Origin of the sequence: Bacillus sp. NPDC077411, from assembly GCF_044543425.1 — a bacterium.
GTDB classification, from domain to species: Bacteria; Bacillota; Bacilli; order Bacillales; family Bacillaceae_G; genus Bacillus_A; species Bacillus_A bruguierae.
In genome coordinates this window covers 84,722-107,690 of the sequence record NZ_JBITWA010000015.1, presented here as the reverse complement: position 1 = coordinate 107,690, position 22,969 = coordinate 84,722, and the positions used below count along the sequence as shown (strand labels likewise).

At 34.4% G+C, this 22,969-nt stretch carries 20 protein-coding genes; 2 read left to right on the top strand and 18 right to left on the bottom strand.

Going from position 1 to position 22,969, the window contains the following annotated elements; translation table 11 throughout:
• The first annotated feature begins 191 nt into the window (after positions 1–191).
• Positions 192–899 carry an iron-sulfur cluster repair di-iron protein gene (gene ric / locus ACIGHG_RS18310; protein WP_396549772.1) on the top strand — a complete coding sequence of 236 codons (708 nt, stop codon included), beginning with the start codon at positions 192–194 and terminating at the stop codon, positions 897–899.
• Between the two features lie 329 nt (positions 900–1,228).
• Entirely contained in the window at positions 1,229–1,918 is a 690-nt protein-coding gene (locus ACIGHG_RS18305; RefSeq protein ID WP_396549770.1) for a Crp/Fnr family transcriptional regulator, read from the top strand.
• Positions 1,919–2,339: 421 nt separating this feature from the next.
• On the opposite strand, the gene ACIGHG_RS18300 is transcribed toward ACIGHG_RS18305, so the two are convergent.
• The 18 genes from ACIGHG_RS18300 to ACIGHG_RS18215 form a co-directional block, all read right to left on the bottom strand.
• Positions 2,340–2,654, bottom strand: a complete 315-nt coding sequence (locus ACIGHG_RS18300) for a DUF3892 domain-containing protein (RefSeq protein ID WP_396549768.1) — start codon at positions 2,652–2,654, stop codon at positions 2,340–2,342.
• A 388-nt stretch (positions 2,655–3,042) separates the two neighbouring features.
• Positions 3,043–3,897 carry an alpha/beta fold macrolide esterase gene (gene mle, locus ACIGHG_RS18295; protein WP_336473955.1) on the bottom strand — a complete coding sequence of 285 codons (855 nt, stop codon included), beginning with the start codon at positions 3,895–3,897 and terminating at the stop codon, positions 3,043–3,045.
• 712 nt (positions 3,898–4,609) lie between these two features.
• A complete protein-coding gene (locus tag ACIGHG_RS18290) occupies positions 4,610–6,082 on the bottom strand; it encodes a protein adenylyltransferase SelO (protein ID WP_336474009.1) in 1,473 nt (490 codons plus the stop codon).
• Between the two features lie 371 nt (positions 6,083–6,453).
• Positions 6,454–7,542, bottom strand: coding sequence for a non-hemolytic enterotoxin subunit C (nheC, locus tag ACIGHG_RS18285; protein ID WP_336473956.1), 1,089 nt, complete (start codon positions 7,540–7,542; stop codon positions 6,454–6,456).
• A gap of 276 nt (positions 7,543–7,818) precedes the next feature.
• Positions 7,819–8,946, bottom strand: a complete 1,128-nt coding sequence (nheB, locus tag ACIGHG_RS18280) for a non-hemolytic enterotoxin subunit B (protein ID WP_336474010.1) — start codon at positions 8,944–8,946, stop codon at positions 7,819–7,821.
• A gap of 59 nt (positions 8,947–9,005) precedes the next feature.
• Complete coding sequence (gene nheA, locus ACIGHG_RS18275) at positions 9,006–10,166, bottom strand: non-hemolytic enterotoxin subunit A (RefSeq protein WP_336473957.1); 1,161 nt, start codon at positions 10,164–10,166, stop codon at positions 9,006–9,008.
• 819 nt (positions 10,167–10,985) lie between these two features.
• A complete protein-coding gene (locus tag ACIGHG_RS18270) occupies positions 10,986–11,381 on the bottom strand; it encodes a cytidine deaminase (RefSeq protein WP_336473958.1) in 396 nt (131 codons plus the stop codon).
• 39 nt (positions 11,382–11,420) lie between these two features.
• A complete protein-coding gene (locus tag ACIGHG_RS18265) occupies positions 11,421–12,722 on the bottom strand; it encodes a pyrimidine-nucleoside phosphorylase (protein WP_336473959.1) in 1,302 nt (433 codons plus the stop codon).
• A 55-nt stretch (positions 12,723–12,777) separates the two neighbouring features.
• Complete coding sequence (locus ACIGHG_RS18260; protein ID WP_336473960.1) at positions 12,778–13,959, bottom strand: NupC/NupG family nucleoside CNT transporter; 1,182 nt, start codon at positions 13,957–13,959, stop codon at positions 12,778–12,780.
• Between the two features lie 117 nt (positions 13,960–14,076).
• Positions 14,077–14,748: a deoxyribose-phosphate aldolase gene (gene deoC / locus ACIGHG_RS18255; RefSeq protein WP_336473961.1), complete on the bottom strand. Its 672-nt coding sequence runs from the start codon at positions 14,746–14,748 to the stop codon at positions 14,077–14,079.
• 134 nt (positions 14,749–14,882) lie between these two features.
• Entirely contained in the window at positions 14,883–15,830 is a 948-nt protein-coding gene (locus tag ACIGHG_RS18250) for a DNA-binding transcriptional repressor DeoR (RefSeq protein ID WP_336473962.1), read from the bottom strand.
• A 233-nt stretch (positions 15,831–16,063) separates the two neighbouring features.
• Positions 16,064–16,345 carry a YciI family protein gene (locus ACIGHG_RS18245; RefSeq protein ID WP_336473963.1) on the bottom strand — a complete coding sequence of 94 codons (282 nt, stop codon included), beginning with the start codon at positions 16,343–16,345 and terminating at the stop codon, positions 16,064–16,066.
• Positions 16,346–16,494: 149 nt separating this feature from the next.
• Complete coding sequence (locus ACIGHG_RS18240) at positions 16,495–17,400, bottom strand: branched-chain amino acid ABC transporter permease (protein ID WP_336474011.1); 906 nt, start codon at positions 17,398–17,400, stop codon at positions 16,495–16,497.
• Between the two features lie 100 nt (positions 17,401–17,500).
• A complete protein-coding gene (locus ACIGHG_RS18235) occupies positions 17,501–18,361 on the bottom strand; it encodes a branched-chain amino acid ABC transporter permease (RefSeq protein WP_396549809.1) in 861 nt (286 codons plus the stop codon).
• A 176-nt stretch (positions 18,362–18,537) separates the two neighbouring features.
• Positions 18,538–19,242, bottom strand: coding sequence for a branched-chain amino acid ABC transporter ATP-binding protein (locus tag ACIGHG_RS18230; RefSeq protein WP_090912042.1), 705 nt, complete (start codon positions 19,240–19,242; stop codon positions 18,538–18,540).
• Positions 19,220–19,993, bottom strand: coding sequence for an ABC transporter ATP-binding protein (locus ACIGHG_RS18225; RefSeq protein ID WP_336473965.1), 774 nt, complete (start codon positions 19,991–19,993; stop codon positions 19,220–19,222). The genes ACIGHG_RS18230 and ACIGHG_RS18225 overlap by 23 nt, the downstream gene beginning before the upstream one ends.
• Before the next feature lie 233 nt (positions 19,994–20,226).
• Positions 20,227–21,444, bottom strand: a complete 1,218-nt coding sequence (locus ACIGHG_RS18220) for a substrate-binding domain-containing protein (RefSeq protein ID WP_336474012.1) — start codon at positions 21,442–21,444, stop codon at positions 20,227–20,229.
• Positions 21,445–21,710: 266 nt separating this feature from the next.
• Positions 21,711–22,634, bottom strand: coding sequence for a CobW family GTP-binding protein (locus ACIGHG_RS18215; protein WP_396549763.1), 924 nt, complete (start codon positions 22,632–22,634; stop codon positions 21,711–21,713).
• Positions 22,635–22,969 lie beyond the last annotated feature (335 nt).

Here is a 22,969-nt window from a genome sequence, read left to right as displayed (position 1 = left end):
TATAATTGATTGTTCAGCACAGGTTATTTCAAATTATTAACTCACTTCCTAATGGAGGAATCTTACCGTTATTATACAAACAACGTATGGTGAATTTCACAGGTTATCAGTGAGATATATCACTACATAAACTTAAATTTATTGCTATTTTTAATCTAGATACAAAATTTAAACTTTATGGAGGCATTCATATGGAACATGTATTTACTGAGACTTCTGTGATTGGTGATATTGTTACGAAATTCCCAAAAGCAAGTGACCTTTTCAAATCATATAGAATAGATTTTTGTTGTGGAGGTAACAGACCACTTATCGATGCAATTCGTGAGAGAAATTTATCGGTAGAAGAGGTTATAACAAACTTAAATACTCTTTATTATGAAACAAAAGTATTAAATGAAGCAAAAATTGACTGGACAATCGCCTCTTATAGTGAATTAATTGACTATATTGTGAATAAACATCATCGCTATTTAAACGAAGAATTGCCACAGTTAAGTCCATATGTGACAAAAGTATTACGCGTTCATGGATCAGCACAGCCTCATTTAGCTAAAATTCACAAGCTATTCCATGAACTAAAAACAGAATTAGAACAGCATATAATTAAAGAAGAAACAGAAGATTTTCCGTTGATTTTAGCATTTGAGCAAAATCCAACTGATGAAAATTATACGAAATTACGCAAAGTGGTAGAACTACTGGAAAGTGAACATAGTCATGCTGGTGATATTTTGAAAGAACTTCGTAATATTACGAATGATTTTACTCCTCCAGAAGGAGCTTGCGGTACGTATCGCCTTGTCTATCAACGACTTGCGGTTCTTGAATCCGATTTATTCCAGCACATTCATTTAGAAAATAATATTTTATTCCCTCGTGCAATTGCGAAGGCTTAAGTACAAAAAAGTAAATCAATAGATATCAAATTAAGGCCCAAAACCAACATTTTTGAGCTTGAACAAACAAAAAATTTCTTAAATAGAAACCGCTTATACGTAAAAAATAGAACATAAGCACTATTTGCTCATGTTCTATTTCTTATGTATTTTTCTATTACTGATGAAAGTTTCACTTTATCTTCTCTAAGATCAGTTTTTCTCTTCCTCCTGTAAAGTTGAAAAACGATTCATTTTATCATTAATATGACTTTTTTCACTGCTATAATTAAAAAATTGGTATAAGTTAAATATAGAAATTTGTCTAGAATTATTAAGGAGTTGTATATATGAAAGCAAAAATGATAAAAAAACATTTACAGGAGGTTCCTCTCTTTAAAGAACTTTCAGAAGAAGAACTTCAGCCTATTGTAGATATTTCACAATTACGAATGTATAAGGCAAAATCATTTGTATTTATGCAGGGCGACATACTTGACCGCGTGTTTTTTATCCACTCTGGCAAAGTGAAAATTCAAAAAACAGATGCAGCTGGAAAAGAACAAATTGTTTCTGTGCTTCAAGCTGGAGAAATGTTTCCTCACGCTGGCTTTTTCCAAAAAGGTACCTTCCCAGCACATGCTGAAATACTTGAGACTGCACAATTGATCGTTACTCCAATCGCTGATTTCGAGAAAATTTTGATTCAGCATCCTGAATTATGTATTAAAATGTTTAAGGTTCTTGGAGAAAAAATTGTGGATCTTCAGAACAGATTAGAAGAACAAATCCTTCACGATACTTACGAACAAATTATTATGTTATTACTCCGTTTATGTAAGTCAAATGGTGTAAAAATGAATAACAAATATACATTAACGTCCCAGTTTACGAACCGGGAACTCGCCAATATGATTGGCACATCAAGAGAAACGATTAGTCGCACAATTAATCAGTTAAAAAGAAGAAATTTGATTGCTATTGATGAAAATGGTTATTTCATTATCATTCCAGAAAAATTAAAAGCAGAAATCATCTAATTACATAGTACACCTAACACCCTACTTTTTTCTCTATGTTACATCGTTATTGAGAATTAATATGAATAATTCCCGAGGTAGAGGTAAGGACAAAAATGATTGATTTCAGGAAAACAAGTTTGACATTGGTGTAGCTTTAAAATAAAGTTTGATTAAAAATATTGTGTTAACCCGTATTCTATGGTAAATAAAAAGCATCCATTTTGAAAAAAGTTTGATCAAAATGGATGCTTTTTCAGCAGGTTTATATTTCGGTTTTTTAAAAAAGTTTGATTATTTTCTTCCTGTGTTACTCCACAATCGCATCCTATAATTGAATAACTGATGGTTTTCTTACAGCAAGTTTACGAAGATCACACTAAATTAGTAAAGTAAAGAAGAGAATATCCAAATTAACATTCTCTTCTTTAGGTTTACCCGTTTAAAAAGAAGGTAAGTTATCTAAGTTATTTTCTTTAATACCATCAGGTTCACTACGTATAATATCCCTGCCATACTTATGAAATACGTCCACATGAGCTAACTTCCCTGATTTTGCTTCATCAAGAGCAGTAATATAATCTAATTCTCTTCCACTACTTGTTTTAAAAGCAATAATATCATCCTCATCATTTTTACGAACTGCAACAATTTGTTCTACTCCTGAATCGACTTCCTCAACTGCTTCCAATTGAGCTTGGTCTTCCCCTTGTTGTAAGTATTCATTATAAATTTTTTGAAAGTCTTTTTTATCCATAAAACCCACCTCCAAAATATTTTATTAGTATATTCGGAAGCTATTAGTTTTATGTACTATAATCCTTAACAAAATGTATTGTTTTTACAGTTTTTCATACTTCCATTCCATAAATGCGAACCTAATCCAGCCTTTCAGCTCTTATTCAATATAGTGGCCAATACATAAAGATCGAGCACAATTCTGACTACAGAATTGCGTCCGATTATTGAATAATAAAAATATAAAATTAATAAAATGAAATGGTCATACTTCTTCACTCAAAGACTATCGTGCACTTGGAAATTCCAAAGCATTTTTTAATTAAAAGAAGGGTTACAATCGGAACCAATCGAATATGTAACCCTTCTTGAATTTTCTGTTATGAAGTTTGTTATGCTACGTGAACTTACTTGACTGACGTATGGCTTGAAATAGCGTTAATTATTTTATCCCAATCATCAAAGTGAATTTCATGCCCAGTCCCTTCAAGAGTTAGTAACGATGCATTTGGAAGTTCTTTGGCAAGTGCTAAACCATGCTCATAGGGAAGGATTGTATCTTCTGTACCATGAATCACCAATGATGGAACCTTTATTTCTTTAATTTTACCTTCATAATAATCATTGCCTACAAGTGTTGCGTGATTAAACATACTGAGTAAATTATTTGCTCGTTTAAAATCTTGTGTTGTTAGTTCACGAGCTCTTTTTTCATCAAAGGTATGATGTGAACCACAGAGCATTTTTGCACCTTCAACCAAGTAGTTAATAATTGATTCTTCATCTGACCAATCTAATGTAGCCCCCTTGGCATGATAAGCTAGTAAGCTCTCATCCATTTCTGGTAATCCTCGGTCGTTATCATCGGAACCAAAAAGACTTGATGAAATTAAAGTCATGCTTAAAACTCTCTGAGGATTATGAAATGCAACAACTTGAGCAATCATACCACCCAATGACATTCCGACAATGTGGGCTTGATTAATATTGTAGGCATCTATAACCCCTGTAGCATCATTAGCCATGTCTACTACTGTATAATTTGAAGTCCCAGGCTCATAAGTTATGGAGCGTCCTACATCTCGATTATCATATCGAATAACATACCTTCCTGTATCGGCTAATTTTTGACAGAATTCTTTGTCCCAATAAACCATTGAATTCGTAGCTCCATTTATCAATAAGACTGCTGGTTTAGATGGATTTCCAAAACTCTCTGTACATATATTAATTCCGTTAATTTCAAATATCTTTTCACTCATGATTTGTTCCCCATTTCATTCGAATTTGGTAAATTTGAATGAGGCACACTCAAATAAACCTACTCATTTTATCAAAAAATGAATGGGCATAAATGAAATGTACCTGAAATTAACGGAAACGGATGAACTTAATAATCATGATTTGCACTCTCCTATAAGAAATAAGGGTTTTTATACCAAATTAAATTATAACATGATTCTTATTATTGTGCATTGCCCACATGAGCTTCCAATAATAATTATTCAACAATCTGGCCCTTTAACGGAACAACTTTATGTCACTCAATAATTCCTTAATCCATCTTTCATCCCGCTACTTTAGGGCAGTAAGACCCCCACCTCAAGATTCAGAGAAAGCAAAGAAGATAGGTGGGGGATAACTGCCCATAAGAGCCCGATTGGTTCAGCTAACCATCAGTGGAGGATGACGAAAACCTCCACTGATGGAAGTTTCACTTTATTCAGATGTTCTTTTTCTTTTAGTCATAAAAACACCCCTTCAGACAAAAGTATCCAAAAGGGTAAAGCTTCGCGACTTTATTTAAAATCAACAATTGGGTATTTTAAAGTATCGGCTTGCTTAATACGAGATATGATTTCTACTAAAAAGGAAGAAATGATAACCTAAAAAACGCTACCTCAACTAATGAAGTAGCATTTTTTGTACAAATCATAAACTATATTGTAGAAATCAGTACCCCTAATACTTCTATCATGTACCACAATATGTTTGGTAAGGACAGGCTGAAGGTTCAGGTAGCGCCGCATACTCCTCCTGTTCAGTGGAGTGCGCGTAAGGATTTGAAAGAACATTAAGAAGACGATCCATCACACTATAATCCCCATGCTCCGCTGCAGCTTCTAATGCTTCTTCTACCCTGTGGTTCCGAGGGATTATCGCAGGATTGCTTTTTCGCATCAATAAATGTGAGGAAGCTTTCGATTCTTCTTGTCTACCTAGTCTTTCCTGCCATCTTACATGCCACTCTGCAAACTCTGTAGTCTCAAACAAAGCCATGTCCCCGAGCTTATCAAAAGTTAACGCACGGAAGGTATTTGTATAGTCCGCACGATACTTCTGCATGATAGCAAGAAGATCTTCAATAAGGGCTTGATCCTGTACTTCTTCGTTAAATATCCCTAATTTCGCTCTCATTCCAGCAAGCCAGTTTGATTGATATAACTTATTAAAATTTAAAATTGCATTTTGAGCCATTTCCATTGATTTTGCATAATCACTATGCAATAGCGGTAATAAAGATTCAGCTAACCTTGCAAGATTCCATCCGCCAATATATGGCTGGTTTCCATAAGCATAGCGACCTTGAATATCAATGGAACTGAATACTGTTTCTGGATCATAAGTATCCATGAAGGCGCAAGGACCGTAATCAATTGTTTCTCCGCTTATAGTCATATTATCAGTATTCATTACTCCGTGAATAAAACCAACTAGTTGCCATTTCGCAATCAAGGAAGCTTGACGCTTAATTACTTCCTCAAGCAAGAAAAGATAGCGATTTTCAGCTACATCACCGCCTGGATAATGTCGATCTAGTGTATAGTCAGCTAACATTTGGAGTTCTTCAATAGTCACCCACTGAGCAGCATACTGAAAAGTGCCAACGCGCAGATGACTTGCAGCCACACGAACGAGAATTGCACCAGGCAGTTCCGTTTCACGAATGATTGACTCACCAGTTGTCACTACTGCCAGACTGCGGGTAGTAGCAATTCCAAGCGCATGCATTGCTTCGCTAATAATATATTCGCGTAACATTGGTCCTAATGCTGCTCGTCCATCTCCCCTGCGGGAGTATGGCGTTCGACCAGAACCTTTCAGATGGATATCAAATCTTTCATCTAAAGGAGTAATCTGCTCACCAAGTAGTAAAGCTCTACCGTCCCCTAACCTGTTAAAATGACCAAATTGATGACCTGCATATGCTTGAGCAAGAGGAAACGCACCTTCGGGAATCTGGTTTCCTGCCAGTACTGCTACCCCTTCGTCACTTTCAAGATCCTCGGCATTCAATCCCAATGATGTTGCCAACGAATGATTGAGAATAATCAATTTCGGTGAGCGAACAGGCGTTGGACTGAGACCCGAAAAAAACGATTTCGGTAGACGGGCATAACTGTTATCAAAGTTCCATCCTGTTTCTATTCTTTCTTTCTTCGTCATCGTATCACCGTCTCTTCTTTTATCATTTATACTTAATACAAAATTGAAATGGGATGTTAATTGTATTTCTACACCAATACAAAGCAATCCCCTATAATGTCTACTTCTTCCATTTTATTATACTCTTTCTACAGAAATAAGGAGAAAACAAATCATGTTTTATTCTGCATTACCATAATTTACATATATAAATTTAAATAAGTTTATGTTTTTACAAATAGATTTGGATATTGAAATACATCTCTATAAAAAAACATACAACCTTACCAACAAATACAAGGTTGTATGTTTTTAATATTATTTACATGTATTCAGGTGCAATCCGGTGCCATTTGTATAATTCGTTCTTCTGGTGGGTCTACTTTTATAATCTATTCTCCTTGTACAATCTTAGCACCTTCATATAATTTATCCGCATAATTTTTAAGGTCTTGCCAATTATCCTTCGCTGTATCCAGATCTGCTGTTATCATAAGAGCAAGCAGGTCTGGGCTAATTTGGTCAACACTTTTAAGCAATGATTTATATTTGACCCCGATTACATCCCACTGAGTCTTTATATTTTCAAGAGCAGTAACAGCTGTACCAACTGTTGCAGCCATATGTTCCGTTTTATTTTTGGCATCAGTCAAAATAACTACTTCTGCCTCTGCTCCAGAAATTCTGGACTTTAATTGTTCTATTTCTTGTTGTGCAGATGCGATATTCTTGTCAGTAGTGACAATCAATGGTATACCAATCGGAGGCATAAATACAGATAAAGCTATATAGCCACCACGTTTATCATAGTTTTCTTTAATTGTATTATTACAATTCTCAATTCGTTGTTGTAGAAGCGGAATACCAGCGTTCGTACTTTCTAGAATATTCTCCAATTGATTGAAATCTTCTTTGAAATTTCTTGTATTTTCTGCTATTTCACCTTGAAAATTTTTCAGTTTTTCTAACAGTACATCTAATTTTTGACTATTATACAAAATACTATTGTACAAATTTTCTAGTTCATATTTTAATTTCTCTGTATCTTTTTGCTCTATAGCAGTTAGTAAAAGCTTATAACTTGCTTGAAACGTATCATTATAACTTACAATATTCTGATGCGTGTACATAATACGAGTTTTAAAATACATGAACCAAAAATCGGCATTCTCTATTGCATCCCGTTGATGCTTAATCATGTTTGCTTGTAAATCACCATTTATAGAACTTATTTTACTTAAATCTGTCAGCTGTTGATTACTGATTGTATTGGCATATGAATCCATTGTAAGGATATTTGCCACCATTTTTCCCATTACTTCTTTAAATTCACCAGGACCAAGGGAATAGTTCTTCAAACTTTCTTGCTGTTGGGACACAGTTTGTTCTGCTGCCAAAGTATGAAGTGGAATTACATTACTCGCTGCCATTCCCGTAATGATTGTTGACAAAATAATTTTCTTATATAAATTCTTATTCATCTTTTTCACCTACTCTTTCACATGCATCACATATTTTATTAAATTCATAAGCTTCTATTCTTTACTTCAAATGAATTATGATTATTGCAAATAAAACAACATATTAAAATAGAGGTTCTCATACTTTCTTATTCTATAATCTTTATTAAGTTTCATAACTATATAGGAAGTCTCCTGCTCAAACTTGAACAGGAGACTCACATTATATGTTCTTCAAAAAGGAAACTCAGTATATTATATTTTTCATTACTTCGGCAATTTCTTGAAGTAATATTATTATTTCAAGAAAGAAATCTCACTACTTTGAATATTTTCAGCATACTTTCTAATCTGCTCCCAATGATCCTTCGCTGTATCCAGATCTGCTGTTATATCCATAGCAAGGAATTCTGGGTCAACAGCTTTAGCACTCTTAATCAATGCGTCATATTTTGTTCCCATTCCATCCCACGCAGTCTTTATATTTTCAAGAGAAACAATAGCTTTATCAATTGTATCTGTTAAATTTTTAATATCACTTTGCACTATCGTTAACCTAGCTGACTGTAGTTGCGCCATTGAAATATTTTGTGTTAGCGTTATAATTTCTTCTTGTGCCTTGATTATCTGCTGCTGCGATGAAACTACTCCGTATATCCCGCCTCCTAATATAGGTGCACCAAAGGGCGCAAAAGGTGAAAGAACTAAATATGCACCAGCAGCAGTTGCAACCGACGATGCAATATAAATTTTGTTATTCTCATCGATTACTGCTTTATTTGTTTCGATTTGTTTCTGAAACAGTGGAATTCCAGCTTCTTGACCAGTTAAAATATTTACGATTTCTTCAGCATTCCCTTTTAAATTTTGTGTATCTTTTTCTAATTTGCCGCGAAAGCTTTTTAAATCCTCCACTAATTTGGTCACTTGATCTTTATTCTGTGAAACTTCACCATTCAACTTTGTAAGCAAAGCTGTTAGTTTGACTGGATCATTTTTATATTGTAATAAATAACGAGAATAATTTTGGAATTTTGTATCATAACTGATAATATTTTGATTCGTCGTAACTATCCCTGATTTCAAATTATTTAACCAGTATGTTGCATTTTCTCTAGTAAGATTTTGGTTGGCTTTAATGTCTGTTTTTAACTTATCGCCAACTGAAGGTAAACCATCCAAATTAATATCTGCTTGTTTAAGAATAGTTAAAGCATACAGGTCCATTACCAACATATTGGATTTAGTGTCCTTCATCGCATGATCAAGCCCTGTTGGTCCAAGGTAATAACTAGGGTATTTAAGGTCTTGATTTGCATAAATAGGTGCTGGTTCCTCTGCCGAGGCATATGATGGCATAATGCCACCCGCTACGATTGTTGCTATTAATGTAGATAAAGCCATTACTTTATAAGGTTTTTTCATCACATTTTTCTCTCCTCATATGATATTGTTAAGAATTATAGTTCTTCATTCTACAAATTTCATCCTGTTACTTTTATTTTTGTAACACTCTCTTGATATTCCGTTGTTTGTTTTTTCAATTCATCCGTAAACTGTTTGAGTTCTTTTAATCGTGCTTGTAATGAATTAGAATCTATTTTCGCATCAGTATTAAGACTTGTCCCCGTTTCAGTCACTATGTTATTAAAGGTGTCCCAACTACTTACTAGATTGTCAAAACTCTGAGTTTGCTTTTTAACTGTTCTTGTAAGGTTATTTAATTGCTGCTCAATAAGTGTCATTTGAGTTGCTTGCACTTCAATATTCGCTAAATTTTGTACCAATTGAATTAGTTTCTGTTGCTTCTGAGCAATAGCTTTATTCAGTTCTGTTACTTTATCATTTGTAAGTTGTCCATATTGGTTATAAACTGCTTCCAAATTAGACACGTCTACAGTTTTATCCTTAACTCCATCTTTCAAAATATTAATAATCGACTTTGTAATATTTAAAGAGCCGTCTAGATTTTCTTTTGGTAGAGCTAGAAGTTTTTCAAAATCTTCTTGAATGTCTGCATTAAGGTGTCCAATTTCCGTTCTGAATTTTTCAATGTCTCCGTTTGAACCCTTATAAGATTCAAACGCTCTGCTAACTTTACTAGAAAAATTATTACTATCTTCAACCAATTCGTTTTTAGAATAGTTTAAGTCTTCTGAAGTTATTTTCATATTATACTGAATTCTTTGCACGTCACCTTGAAGTAAATTAAAAATACGTACAAATAATGCCTTTGCTTCCGAATCTTCATTCATTTTTCCAGCTAGTTCAACTAATTTATTGTAATAATTTGTAAATCTCATTTCGAAACTCTGTATGTCTTGATTTACAACGAATAATTTGTGGTTATTTACATCCAGGTAGTCTCGAACATGGTTTCTTACAGTACCTTGATCAGTTGTTATTCCATATATAGTATTTACATCAAGGTCTGGTTGCTGTAATATGATTAGCCCATATCCTTGAATTAATGGCGTCTGTGATCCTAATGTCGTAATCGAATTTGATAACCTATCCATAGCAGGTCCAAGTATACTACTTGGTTGTAAATAAGTTGTCTTACTTTCTGCGAAAGTATTTACAGGCACGAAACAACTGGTAGATACTGCTGTAGCTAATAACCCTGCTACTAACGTTTTTTTCATAGTAATTCCTCCTATCAATTGGTGTTTTTTGATAAAAGAGTTAGACTAATTTTTAAATGTTTCATTTTTATTTCTATGAAAACTAGTCTTAAAACTTTTTATCGTTATAGATTGTTACAAAGATGTTAATTGTGGGAATCTGATTACAGATTATAAATACTTGTACATAATGCCCTACTATAAACTTATTCCCTAAGAAGTTACATAAAAGACACGTCGAAGTTAAACTTGATTTTGTCTCTCATACACTGTAACGATCTTATGCCCTTATTAAAACATTATGTTTTTACCAAGTAAATCATAAAATTTTGTTTATCACCAAATTGTTATTTAATATTAAGATAATAAAATTTAATAATAATTATATTAATAAAAATGTTGTAAACCTATTTATTATGAGAGTTATTAATTTTCATTTGATATTTCTATTAAAATTATAGTTATTATAATTTAATAAAGGTTTTTATTTCCATAAAAATGTTTTTGATATAACAAAATACTATTCTGTATAAAGGTTCCCTATATTTGGGTATGTAAAATTGCATAAAAATAGGGCGTAATTTACACTGTAATAATCTATTTTTTCACAGAATAATTATTTATATTATTATTTTGAAAGCAATGAATATATAAACTTACCACTAAAGGAACTAGTTTATTATGAAGAATGCCTCACCATTTTGATAACCCGTTAATACAAAATAAAGCGAAGCTATGAAAATACAAAAACCCCGAACCATAGACTTTTAAGCGTCCACGACTCGAGGTATAGTTTAATTAGAAAAAAATTTCGTTTATAATTTTCAAATCATACAATACTTATTTTAAATCATCTATCGAAAATGCACCTGGCAACAATTGTTCAACTGTTACTTCTTTTTCATCGCCTTTTTGATTCGTCAATAATACTGGCATTTGCGGATCACAAAATTCTGCAATAACTTGTCTGCAAGCTCCGCATGGTGAAATAGGTCCATCCGTATTACCTGTGATCACCAAATAACTGAAATCACGTTCTCCTTCTGACACTGCTTTAAATATCGCTGTTCTCTCGGCACAATTACATAAACCATAAGATGCATTTTCTATGTTACAACCTGTATAAATTTTACCATCTTTCGTAACGAGTGCCGCTCCAACAGGGAACTTTGAATACGGAATATAAGCTTTTGATAACATCTTTGTAGCTTCTTCAATATATTTTTGTTTATCCATATCATTTCCTCCTCAAAGTAAATGCGATTCTATTTAGTATTAATCAGTGATAACAGTATGGATTAATTTTGGAGCTTCAGCTTTTTCTGAAATAGAAATATTTTCATAGATTTTCGCTTTTACCTCTTCAACATCTTCACGATTTGCATAAATCGTAACTAATGGCTCCCCTTCTTTTACAGCGTCACCAACTTTTTTACGTAACATTAAGCCAACAGCTAAGTCAATTTCATCTTCTTTTGTTGCTCGCCCTGCACCTAGAAGCATCGCAGCAATACCAAATTCGTCTGCAACAATGTTAGATACAACACCTGAAGTTCTAGCTGGAACATCAATTACATATTTCGCTTGTGGTAATTTTTCTGGCTGATCAACAATCGAACTGTCTCCGCCTTGATTACTTAAGAATTGTTTGAACTTTTCAATTGCTTTTCCATTTTTCATGACTTCTTTCAACATTTCACGTGCTTCTTCTAACGTATTTGCTTTTTTAGCAAGTACAACCATTTGACTTCCTAATACTAGTACCAATTCTGTTAAATCTGCTGGCCCTTCTCCTTTTAATGTATCAATTGCTTCTTTCACTTCAAGCGCATTACCAATTGCAAAGCCAAGAGGTTGTGACATATCAGAGATAACAGCCATTGTTTGACGACCAACATTGTTTCCGATTCGCACCATTGCATGAGCTAATTCAATTGCATCTTCTTCTGTTTTCATAAATGCACCGGCACCTGTTTTTACATCAAGGACAATTGCATCAGCACCAGCTGCGATTTTTTTACTCATAATAGAACTTGCGATTAATGGAATTGAGTTTACCGTTCCTGTCACATCACGCAAAGCATATATTTTTTTATCAGCAGGTGTTAAATTTCCAGTTTGTCCAATAACTGCAACTTTATCACGGTTTACGATGTCAATGAATTGTTCTTTCGTAATTTCAACATGGAAACCTTCTACTGCTTCTAATTTATCAATTGTTCCACCTGTATGTCCTAAACCGCGCCCAGACATTTTCGCAACAGGTACATCTAAAGCTGCCACTAACGGCCCTAAAACTAATGTTGTTGTATCACCAACACCGCCAGTTGAATGTTTATCTACTTTAACCCCTTCAATCTCTGATAAATCAATCGTTTCTCCAGATTCAACCATTGCCATTGTTAAATCTGCACGTTCACGGTCAGACATATCTTGGAAAAAGATAGCCATCGCCAGTGCACTCACTTGATAATCAGGAATTGTTCCATCTGTATATCCTTTAATAAAAAATTGAATTTCTTCTGTTGTTAGTTCTTTACCGTCACGTTTTTTCGCAATGATATCTACCATTCTCATCTTGATCACCAATCCTTTTTATTTTTAATTATTAAAAATAAATCCTGTTAAACTCTTAATATATTAAGCCAACAATAGCCGCTGATAAAAAGCTTACTAGTGTTGCCCCGAACAGTAATTTCAAACCAAATCTTGCGACAACATTTCCTTGTTTTTCATGTAAACTTTTAACAGCCCCAGCGATAATGCCGATAGAAGAAAAGTTTGCAAACGAAACAAGAAATACTGACAAGATAGCAGTTGTTCTTCCTGTAAAATGAAAATTTCCTTGAGCTAAATTTGTCATTGCTACAAATTCATTCGATACAAGTTTTGTTGCCATAATACTACCAGCGTCAACAGCTTCATGCCATGGAATCCCTACAATAAAAGCAAATGGGGCAAATACATATCCAAGAATTTCTTGGAATGAGATTCCGATTGCTCCTTTAAAAATAGCATTAATGAAAGTGATTAAAGCAACGAATCCAATTAGCATAGCAGCTACTGTAATCGCAACTTTAAAACCATCTATTATATATTCCCCTAACACTTCAAAAAAGGTTTTTTTCTCTTCTTCTTGTACTTCTAAAATGTCTTCTTCCTCAGTAACCTCATAAGGATTAATAATAGAAGCAATAATAAATCCGCCAAACAAGTTCAGCACTAAAGCGGTTACAACATACTCCGGTTTTAATAACACCATATATGATCCCACTATAGACATAGACACCGTTGACATCGCAGACGCACATAGAGTATATAATCTTCTTTCACTCAATAAGCCTAACTGTTTCTTAACAGAAATGAATACCTCTGATTGTCCTAAAATCGCTGAAGCTACAGCGTTATATGATTCAAGCTTTCCCATTCCATTTACTTTACTTAAAACGAGACCTATGTATTTCACAATGAATGGCAATACCTTAATATGTTGTAAAATACCAATTAAAGCTGAGATAAATACAATTGGCATTAATACACCTAAAAAGAATGAAAACTCATTTTTATTTACTAAACCGCCAAATACAAAATTGACACCATCAGCAGCGTACTTTAACAATTGTCCAAATCCGTCTGCGATACCGCTTATTAGGATGTTCCCTGCACTTGTATTTAATAGCAAAAACCCTAAAATAAACTGCAGAACAATCATCGTTACAATAGGACGGAATTTCACTTTACTTCGATTATTACTAGCAAGCCATGCGATACCTAAAATAATAATGAGACCTAGAATACCAATTATGTACTTCATAACATTCTCCCTCCTTTTCGTATCCGCTTACATATTTTGTTTTATTAAAGTTACAGCAATAGATACACTATGCTTTTTCAACAATCTGTGTATCTATTACTTGCAACTGTTTATCGATTAATAATTACCTGTACCGCCATTTGTGTCATTTAGCACAATTGCAACACTAGCACTTGCTCCAATTCTAGAAGCACCAGCTTCCACCATTTTTTCTGCATCTTCTCTTGTACGAACTCCACCAGATGCTTTTACACCAACGTTTTCCCCAACAGTTTTGCGCATTAATGCAATATCTTCCGCAGTTGCTCCGCCAGTTGAGAATCCAGTTGAAGTTTTTACAAAATCAGCACCAGCTTTTACAGCTAATTCACATGCACGAACTTTTTCTTCATCTGTTAATAAGCAAGTTTCAATAATAACTTTTACAAGTGCTTTTCCTTTTGCAGCTTGCACAACTTCATAAATATCCTTTTCCACGAATTCATTATCTCCATCTTTTAAAGCACCGACATTGATTACCATGTCTACTTCAGTTGCACCTTTTGCAATTACATCTTTTGTTTCAAATACTTTTGTTTCAGTTGTATTCGCACCTAAAGGGAAACCAATTACTGTGCAAACATCTACATCATGTCCTGCTAATTCTTCAGCTGCTAATTTCACCCATGTAGGATTAATACAAACAGAAGCGAAATTATATTTCTTTGCTTCTTCTAAAACTTTTAAAACATCTTCTTTCGTCGTATCCGGTTTCAAGATTGTATGATCAATTAATTTTGCAATGTTCATGTTCTTCACTCCTTATATCTTTTAACACCTTCATTCTAACTCTTGTTTGAACAAATGTAAACATACTTTTGAAATTTTGTTCATAACTCTAAAAAAAAGATCTCTCAAATGAATTTTTGAGAGATCTCTTGTTCCTAATCTTTTTGATAATGCAACAATTCTTTTGCGGTATGTTGATCAATAATTAGCACATTCGCATATCCGCCTCTTAACGCACCGTCGATTGCCTTTACTTTTCTAGCCCCTCCTGCAACTAGAATTGAACGCTCTTTTAAGCGCAGTTCCTCTAAATCAATGCCAATTGTACGTTTATTTATTTCTTCACTACAAATATTCCCATTTCCATCAAAGAAACGTGAACAAATGTCACCAACTGCTTTTGCTTTTAATATGTTCATCTCATTTTGATTTAAGTAGCCTAATCGGAATAATAAAGCCTCGTCCCTAACAGTTCCGACAGTAAAAATAGCTATATTAGCTTGTTTTCCCATCTCAATAATATGATGAATATGTCTATCTTGCTCTACTAATTCCTTTGTAACTGCATTATCAAATATTACTGGAAGTGGGAGGTTTCTTGGAGTTGTTTGGAAGGCATCTGCAAATAAGGTTATTGTTTCATTCGCATACGTATTTACACTTGAATGGCTAATGCCTCCTTTTAATTGGACAACTTCCACCCCCTTCACATGCTGAGGAATAATTTTTCTAGAAACTTCATACATAGTCGTCCCCCAGCTCACACCAACAATATCACCATTTGTAACTGTCTTCTCCATATACTCAGCAGCATACTTACTAATATACTCCGTAATGGCCGTGTACTCTGGTACAGGGGAAAATACGACATGCGCTTCTAATAAATTATATTTTTCTTTAAGTAGGTTACCTACATTATCTAAATCAGCAAATGGATCCGCTATATGAATTTGAACAAACCCTTTTTCTTTCGCATATTTTAACAGTCTTGAAATGGTTGGTCTGGAGATATTCAATTTATTAGCAATTTCTTGTTGACTATAATCGGACTGGTAATATAACCTTGCAACTTCAACGCTCAATTGTTGTTTTTCTTTATCCATATTCGTTATTTCTATACCCCTTCCAAACTTATTCTATCTTAATGGCATCATAACATTTCATGTTGTAAAATTCGACTATCTAAAGTTAGAAATAAATATACCTCTTATCACTACAAAAATCCAAAACCGCGCTTTTATGTCACTTCATTATTTTAGTTTAAATATGTTAAATTCAAAATAAAAAACATGCAACTGCACCATTAAGAATACAATTGCATGTTTCTACTACATTACTAAAATTTCTTTGAAACTAGACGCCATGGGTGAACATTGGCATGAAATATCTTATTAGAAACAGCAGGATCATAACTCGCTAACTCTTTAGCTTCTTCAAGACTCTCCACTTCCACGATAATCAGACCTCCTGTATCATCCATGAACGGACCTCCAGCTATCACCTTTTCCTTTCTGTGCTGGGTCCAATATACTTTATGTTCTTCTAAATCCTGTTCCCAAATGTGTTTTCCTTTCTCCCAATTTTCTCCTTGTGTAAACAAAATAGCAAAATAGTTCATTTTTATACGCTCCTCTATTATTAGAGTAAATTTAAGAACACGTTAGAAGATGAGTTCTTCGAATTCCCTAGATGCGTTTGTAAGTTATTCATATTGGTTCTTTAATTATTAACACCGTGTCCAAATGTCTAATTACATTTTTAATTATATTAAGCACCATGCTCGATTTGCTTCTTTATTTTTTTCTTATGTCGTTTCCAGTTCACCAGTTTCCTAACTGTACCTAACATACCTGTTGGAAGCCCTAATAAGACAATGATATACAATAAACCAAGAAAAATTGTCCATCGTTCAAAGATTGGATACTGCGCAGCAAGCTCTGACAAATAGTATTTCAACGATTCAATGATTCCTGCCCCTATTATCCCCCCTACTAATGTCCCAATGCCACCAATTGTTGTCATTAATAAGGCATTCAATGTCATGTCAATTGAGAAAACGGTCGTATTTACAAAGCGAAGTGTAATAACAAATAAGGCGCCGCTCACAGATGCTACAATTCCAGCTACAACACTCGCAATTACTTTATAGTGAAGAATTTTATAACCAAGTGCTTCCACACGTTGTTCATTTTGCGAAATCGCTTTCAATACTTTTCCAATTGAAGATTTCGTAAACAATTGTAGTAATAAAAAAATAATCACTAAACTTATTAATGTAATATAGTAAAATGTGAAGCGATCTCGAAATATATCAGGTACACGGAATGTAAAACCATCTCCCCCATGCGTGACGGTTCTCCACTTTTCAGCGAGCACAAAGAATAATTGAGAAATTGCAAGTGTTAGCATCGCATAAAAATGACTTTTTAATCGTAAGGAAAGCATACCAATTATATAACTAATAACCGCTGATAAAGTGACTGCTACTATAATCCCTATTAAAAAACTTGATATCGATGCCTCTTGTCGATCGAATAAGAGTGCGACACAATAAGCGCCAATTCCAAAGAACATACAATGTCCAAATGAAACAATTCCCGTATAACCTAATAGAATATCAAAGCTCATCGCGAATATTGCGAAGATGAAAATTTGTGTAAACAAGATTAACATACTCCTTGAATCGTTTAAAAAAGGAAATATGATAAAAAAGAAAAGAACTGCACCCCCAAAATACAAACTAATTCGATTAGATAATGTGTTCATAACAATCTCACCCCTTTTCACCAACAATTCCTGTCGGCTTAACTAATAAGACGACTAACAGCATCAACATGTTTATCGCAAGCGATAAATCAGGGACATAATACGCTGTAAAAGCTCCTGCTAATCCAACGATTAAGGATGCGATTACCGAGCCTTGTACACTACCTAATCCACCAATGATTACAACGATAAAAGCTAAAATAGCATACTGCATCCCCATTTCGGCAAAAATAACGCCCGAATATGGCGCGAGAAGAAACCCACCTAACGCCGCCATTCCAGCTCCTAATAAAAATACGAAAGAAAAGATGGCCTTCACATTAATTCCAAGCGCTTGAACCATCTCTTTATCCATTACACCCGCACGAATCATAAGCCCAATTTTCGTTTTCCGAAGTAACAATACAAATCCGATGTAAACCAATAAACCGATTACAATAACAAATAAGCGATACTTGATTAATATGATTCCATCAAATGTAAAACTTCCTTGTAACCAATTCGGTAATTTAGCTCCTATCGGATTTGGTCCCCAAAATACTTTTATACACTCACTCAACACGAGCATGCCACCAAGTGTAACGAGCAGCTGACGAACATGATTTCCATAAACAGGACGAATGAGAAATCTTTCTAATATCAAGCCAAGGAACATACCAACTACAATCGCACCAAGTAATGCAAACATGAAACTACCTGTTACTTGAAACAACCACACCCCAGTAAAGGCGCCCCATGCAAATAGCCCGCCATGAGCGAAATTAAGAACGTCCATTAAACCGAAAATAAGTGTTAAGCCAGATGCTAATAAAAAAATAAGTACACCTGTCGAAACACCATTTACAAATAAATTAACTAACACATCCACGTTTTTCACCTCTCCCATATAAAGTGAAACTTCCATCAGTGGGGGTTTTCTTCATCCCCCACTGATGGTTAGTTGAACGAATCGGGCTTTTACGGACAGTTATCCCCCACCTATCTTCTTCGCGCTTCTCAAAATCTTGAGGTGGGGTCTTACTGTCCATTAATGCGGGATAAAGGTTAAGAAATCCCTAAATATTTATGACACGTTTCCTTATTTTCCTTCAGCTCACTCATCGGACCATTATGCACAATTTTCCCATTATCCATAATGTAAAAATAATCACCAATTTGACTGGCCATCATAAAGTTTTGTTCGACAAGTAAAACAGTTGTTTTTTCCTTCATTTTCAAAATTGAGATCATCAACTTCTCGATCATGATTGGTGACAAACCTTTACTAGGCTCATCAATAAGCAGTAGTCCTTCGCCATTAATGTAGGCTCTTGCGATAGCGAGCATTTGCTTTTGTCCTCCACTTAATAACCCACTCTTTTTCTGCCAAAATTGTTTTAAGTCTGGAAAAAGATCCAGCATCCATTCCACTTTTTCATCTGTTTCTTCATTTTTTTTCGTTTGAGCAAGAGCAAATGTTTCTTCAACCGTTAAGTCGTAAAATATCCCTTGATTTTCCGGTACATACCCCATACCTTTTCGCGAAACCATATGTGTTGATAGCCCGTTTACTTTCTCACCGCCAAAATAAACAGCTCCGTTAGAAATTGTATGAAATCCCATTATAGAGCGCAGCGTTGTCGTTTTCCCTGCTCCATTTCTTCCAAATAAAACTGTAATTGTCCCTTCCTCTACTCCAAAAGAAACACCTTGTAAAATATGAAACTGATCTAAATATGTTTCGATATTATCCACTTTTAATAGTGTCACTGTATAATCCCCCTAAATAGGCAGTCTGCACACGTTCATCCTTCATAATCTCTTCTGGTAATCCTTCAGCTAATAACTCTCCCTGAAATAACACAACGAGATGATCAGATAAACGAAGAACCATATCCATTTTGTGCTCAATTAATACAATCGTTTTTTTACGATCATTTTTTATATTTTCAATCACTTGTAGAATAGCGGGAACTTCTTCAATAGAAATACCAGCTGTCGGTTCATCTAACAACAACAGATCAGTTTTTAGTGCTAAAAGCATTGCAAGTTCCAATTTTCTCTTTTCTCCATGAGCTAAATCTTTTGCAAGTACTTCTTCCTTTTCATTCAGCAACACAGCCTCAAGTAAATGGCGTGCTTCTTCTTGTTGCTGCTTATATCGAGAAGGCCGCGGGAAGAAACGATAATAATCTTTCGCATAAGACTGTACACCGAGCCGAACATTTTCAAGAACCGTTAATTCTGGAAAAATGTTTGTAAGCTGAAAAGAACGTCCCATACCAAGACTTGTTCGATCTGGAATCGATAGTTTTGTAATGTCACGTTCCTTAAAATAAATCTCTCCTTTTGTCGGAGAAAGTTGACCACTTAACAAATTAAAAAGGGTGGTTTTTCCTGCTCCATTTGGCCCGATAATGGAAATAAACTTTCCTTTTGATATCACCAAATTTACATCTTTAATAACATGATGTTCTCCAAACGAAACATAAAGATTGCGAGTCTCTAACAATTTCTCCACATTATGTCCTCCTCACAAAGGATTCCTGTATATATAAATACAAATTGAAAAAATGACATAAAAAACCCTCAGTGGATGTTTCATTCATCACTCAGAGATATACTAGCTATTATCTCCCATATTTCTTCTTTTCCTCTAAATCTTACACAAGATAAGAAGCTATCCATTCCTTTATAATCAATTGACTCTACTAGATAATTTGTATATCTCTGATTTTTTTCTAATTATTCTGATTATTTATTACGAATTGGCGGTTCTGTTTCTGTCATTTTTAATTCCCGCTCTAAAACTGGAACCGGATAATCGATCCCATCTTGTTTTTTCAATGTAATCGAATAAAGCGTTTGCAAAGCTTGATGATCTTTCGCACGGAATTTCATTATACCTTTTGGTGTTTCAAATTCCATTCCTTCCATTTTCTTAATGAGCGTATCGACATCAGTATCACCTTTTGTTTTCTTTAAGGCCTCAACGATTGAAATAGCAGCTGACATCCCACCAGCTGTAAACAAGTCTGGAACAGCACCATGAAATCGTTTTTTATGTTCTTCTACTAACCAATCATTTACTTTATTTTTTGGAAGCGTATGATAATACACTGAAAATCCTTGCATGCCAACTAACACATCCATCGTTTTTAACGCTGAAATATCAGGTGCACCCGTTGAAATTTTAATGCCTTGCTGCTCCACATTCATATCTTTTAATTGCTTCCATGGGGAATTTGAACCTGCCCAAACAATAAATAAATAATCTGGTTTTGAGCTTATAATATTTTGAATATTTGCCGTAAAATCAGTAGAGTTCGCATCAGCATATTGCTCATTTACAATGTTTGCGCCTAACTTCTTTGCTGCATCTTTAAATGCCGCAATCCCTTCTCTTCCGAATGCATTGTCTTGTGCTAGCGTCGCAATCTTTACATCTTTCTTAGCAATTGATGCTGCACCAGCAATTGCATCTTGAGATGAATTTCGTCCTGTTCTAAAAATATATTTATTCCAGTTCTTTCCCGTAATACTATCAGCTACAGCTGGCTCAACAACCATTATTTTTTCATATTCTTCAGCCAATGGTAAAACTGCTAACGTATCACTTGAACTAGATGAACCTACTAAAAAATCTACTTTATCTTCTTCTAATAGTTTCGTAGCCTTCTTAACAGCCACATCTGCTTTTGTTTCCGTATCTTCTACAACAAACTTAATCTTTTTCCCTTCTACTTTTCCTGTTCCACCTGTTGCATAATCCAAGCCAAGTTCAAATCCATTTACTGTTTGCTTTCCATACGATTCAAGCGGTCCAGTTAACGAGGCAAGAACACCTACCTTAACTGTTTCCTCATTATTTGTACTTGCTTTCTTGCCAGAGCACCCAGCTGACACAAGCAGTGAACCAAGTATACAACCTGTACACACCATCTTTAGCCACTTACGTTTTTTCACTAACATCATAATTCCCCCCCTATCATTTACCTTCCTAGAGAATTGAATACACTGAAGCGAAACACTCGTAATAATGACATTTATCAACTGCTACCATGAAATCAAATTTCTTGAAGTATCTCTAACTTCTCTAACTTTTCCCAAATACCTTCCAGTTCATTGATAAATATTTACTAAGAAAAAGTTATATCTTAAATAAAAAAGGAATGACCAAAAAATTAGTCATTCCCTCTCTATTAAAATATTCTTCTGAAAACACTCGTACATAAACCTTACAACTCAACTTGTTCCAAACTCTCTAGCTCTTTCTTCAGTTTCGTCTTATCTAAATTCTCTCCAATAATTACAAGGTTTGTAGGGAAACCAAAATCCTGTTCCAATAAAGATGGCACACCAAATGAGTATTGCAGCAAGGTTGGGTATTTATCACCATGAAATTTCACAAACCCTTTTATACGATAAATTCCCTCAGGTAGATTAGAAAGCCACTCGTACAAATTGTCCTGATCAATTGATTTTATAAATGAATAGGTCATAGTTTGAATATGTAAATGCTGTTTTACATGTAACTTTTCATGATTTTGATTACTTGCTAGCTTTACCCCTTCGAAATCCTCTAAGGATATATTACAATACTGTGTTTCGTATAATTTTGCATGTCTATTTATTAACGCTACTTCCTCAACAATCCGTTTCTTATCTTCACCCTTAAGCAAATCTGATTTATTGATAAGAATATGACTTCCATACTTCATTTGTTCGTTTAAAAGTTGTTGTACGCTTTTACTTAATGTTTCAAGGTTTAACCACCTGATTGCATCTAATACAACAATAATTGACTTCACCTCAATATAGGGAGCTAAAATAGGTGAGAGACAAGCGTCTAATACCTCAATCGGATGAGCAACTCCAGTTGTTTCTATATAAACTACATCCGGTCTCTCCTCTTGATATAAGGAATGTAGCTGAATTTCTAATTCATCTTTCATCGTGCAGCAAATACAACCTTTTAAAAGTTCTCTTAAAACATTTTCTCGTCCTACAATATCTGTATCTACGGAGTATTCACCTATTTCATTCATTAGTACTGCAACTTTTCGATTTTTCTTCTTTTCCGCTAATAATAGATTTTGAAGCAGCGTTGATTTCCCGCTCCCTAAAAACCCACCTAAAATATGAATTTCTACTTTGTTCATATGATTAACTCTCCATTTCTTTGTTTTTAACTATATACATACAAGTTGAAAAACAGACATAAAACCATTTCTTTTTAAAGTAGGCGAGAGGATCTGGCCATGCATAGAAACGATCAAGTCCTTTTCCTGCCACGTACGGTGGTAAAACGAAGCGTGAAAACGAGTGCGAGTCACTTTTTGTTTACATAGCAGCGACTTATATACTTTACATCACCGTCTACAGCAAAATTATCACGTTTTATTATTCTAGTAAATTCAATTTTATTTGTAGACAACACACAATTATTCCTGTAACGGATTAAGCCTATTCGCTGCCTATCAAATTTAACGATACC

What these genes read in the sequence shown, in the direction of transcription:
- ric (WP_396549772.1), top strand. Translation starts at nt 192, where the DNA reads ATGGAACATGTATTTACTGAGACTTCTGTGATTGGTGATATTGTTACG.
- ACIGHG_RS18305 (WP_396549770.1), top strand. Translation starts at nt 1,229, where the DNA reads ATGAAAGCAAAAATGATAAAAAAACATTTACAGGAGGTTCCTCTCTTT.
- ACIGHG_RS18300 (WP_396549768.1), bottom strand. Translation starts at nt 2,654, where the DNA reads ATGGATAAAAAAGACTTTCAAAAAATTTATAATGAATACTTACAACAA.
- mle (WP_336473955.1), bottom strand. Translation starts at nt 3,897, where the DNA reads ATGAGTGAAAAGATATTTGAAATTAACGGAATTAATATATGTACAGAG.
- ACIGHG_RS18290 (WP_336474009.1), bottom strand. Translation starts at nt 6,082, where the DNA reads ATGACGAAGAAAGAAAGAATAGAAACAGGATGGAACTTTGATAACAGT.
- nheC (WP_336473956.1), bottom strand. Translation starts at nt 7,542, where the DNA reads ATGAATAAGAATTTATATAAGAAAATTATTTTGTCAACAATCATTACG.
- nheB (WP_336474010.1), bottom strand. Translation starts at nt 8,946, where the DNA reads ATGAAAAAACCTTATAAAGTAATGGCTTTATCTACATTAATAGCAACA.
- nheA (WP_336473957.1), bottom strand. Translation starts at nt 10,166, where the DNA reads ATGAAAAAAACGTTAGTAGCAGGGTTATTAGCTACAGCAGTATCTACC.
- ACIGHG_RS18270 (WP_336473958.1), bottom strand. Translation starts at nt 11,381, where the DNA reads ATGGATAAACAAAAATATATTGAAGAAGCTACAAAGATGTTATCAAAA.
- ACIGHG_RS18265 (WP_336473959.1), bottom strand. Translation starts at nt 12,722, where the DNA reads ATGAGAATGGTAGATATCATTGCGAAAAAACGTGACGGTAAAGAACTA.
- ACIGHG_RS18260 (WP_336473960.1), bottom strand. Translation starts at nt 13,959, where the DNA reads ATGAAGTACATAATTGGTATTCTAGGTCTCATTATTATTTTAGGTATC.
- deoC (WP_336473961.1), bottom strand. Translation starts at nt 14,748, where the DNA reads ATGAACATTGCAAAATTAATTGATCATACAATCTTGAAACCGGATACG.
- ACIGHG_RS18250 (WP_336473962.1), bottom strand. Translation starts at nt 15,830, where the DNA reads ATGGATAAAGAAAAACAACAATTGAGCGTTGAAGTTGCAAGGTTATAT.
- ACIGHG_RS18245 (WP_336473963.1), bottom strand. Translation starts at nt 16,345, where the DNA reads ATGAACTATTTTGCTATTTTGTTTACACAAGGAGAAAATTGGGAGAAA.
- ACIGHG_RS18240 (WP_336474011.1), bottom strand. Translation starts at nt 17,400, where the DNA reads ATGTTAATCTTGTTTACACAAATTTTCATCTTCGCAATATTCGCGATG.
- ACIGHG_RS18220 (WP_336474012.1), bottom strand. Translation starts at nt 21,444, where the DNA reads ATGTTAGTGAAAAAACGTAAGTGGCTAAAGATGGTGTGTACAGGTTGT.
- ACIGHG_RS18215 (WP_396549763.1), bottom strand. Translation starts at nt 22,634, where the DNA reads ATGAACAAAGTAGAAATTCATATTTTAGGTGGGTTTTTAGGGAGCGGG.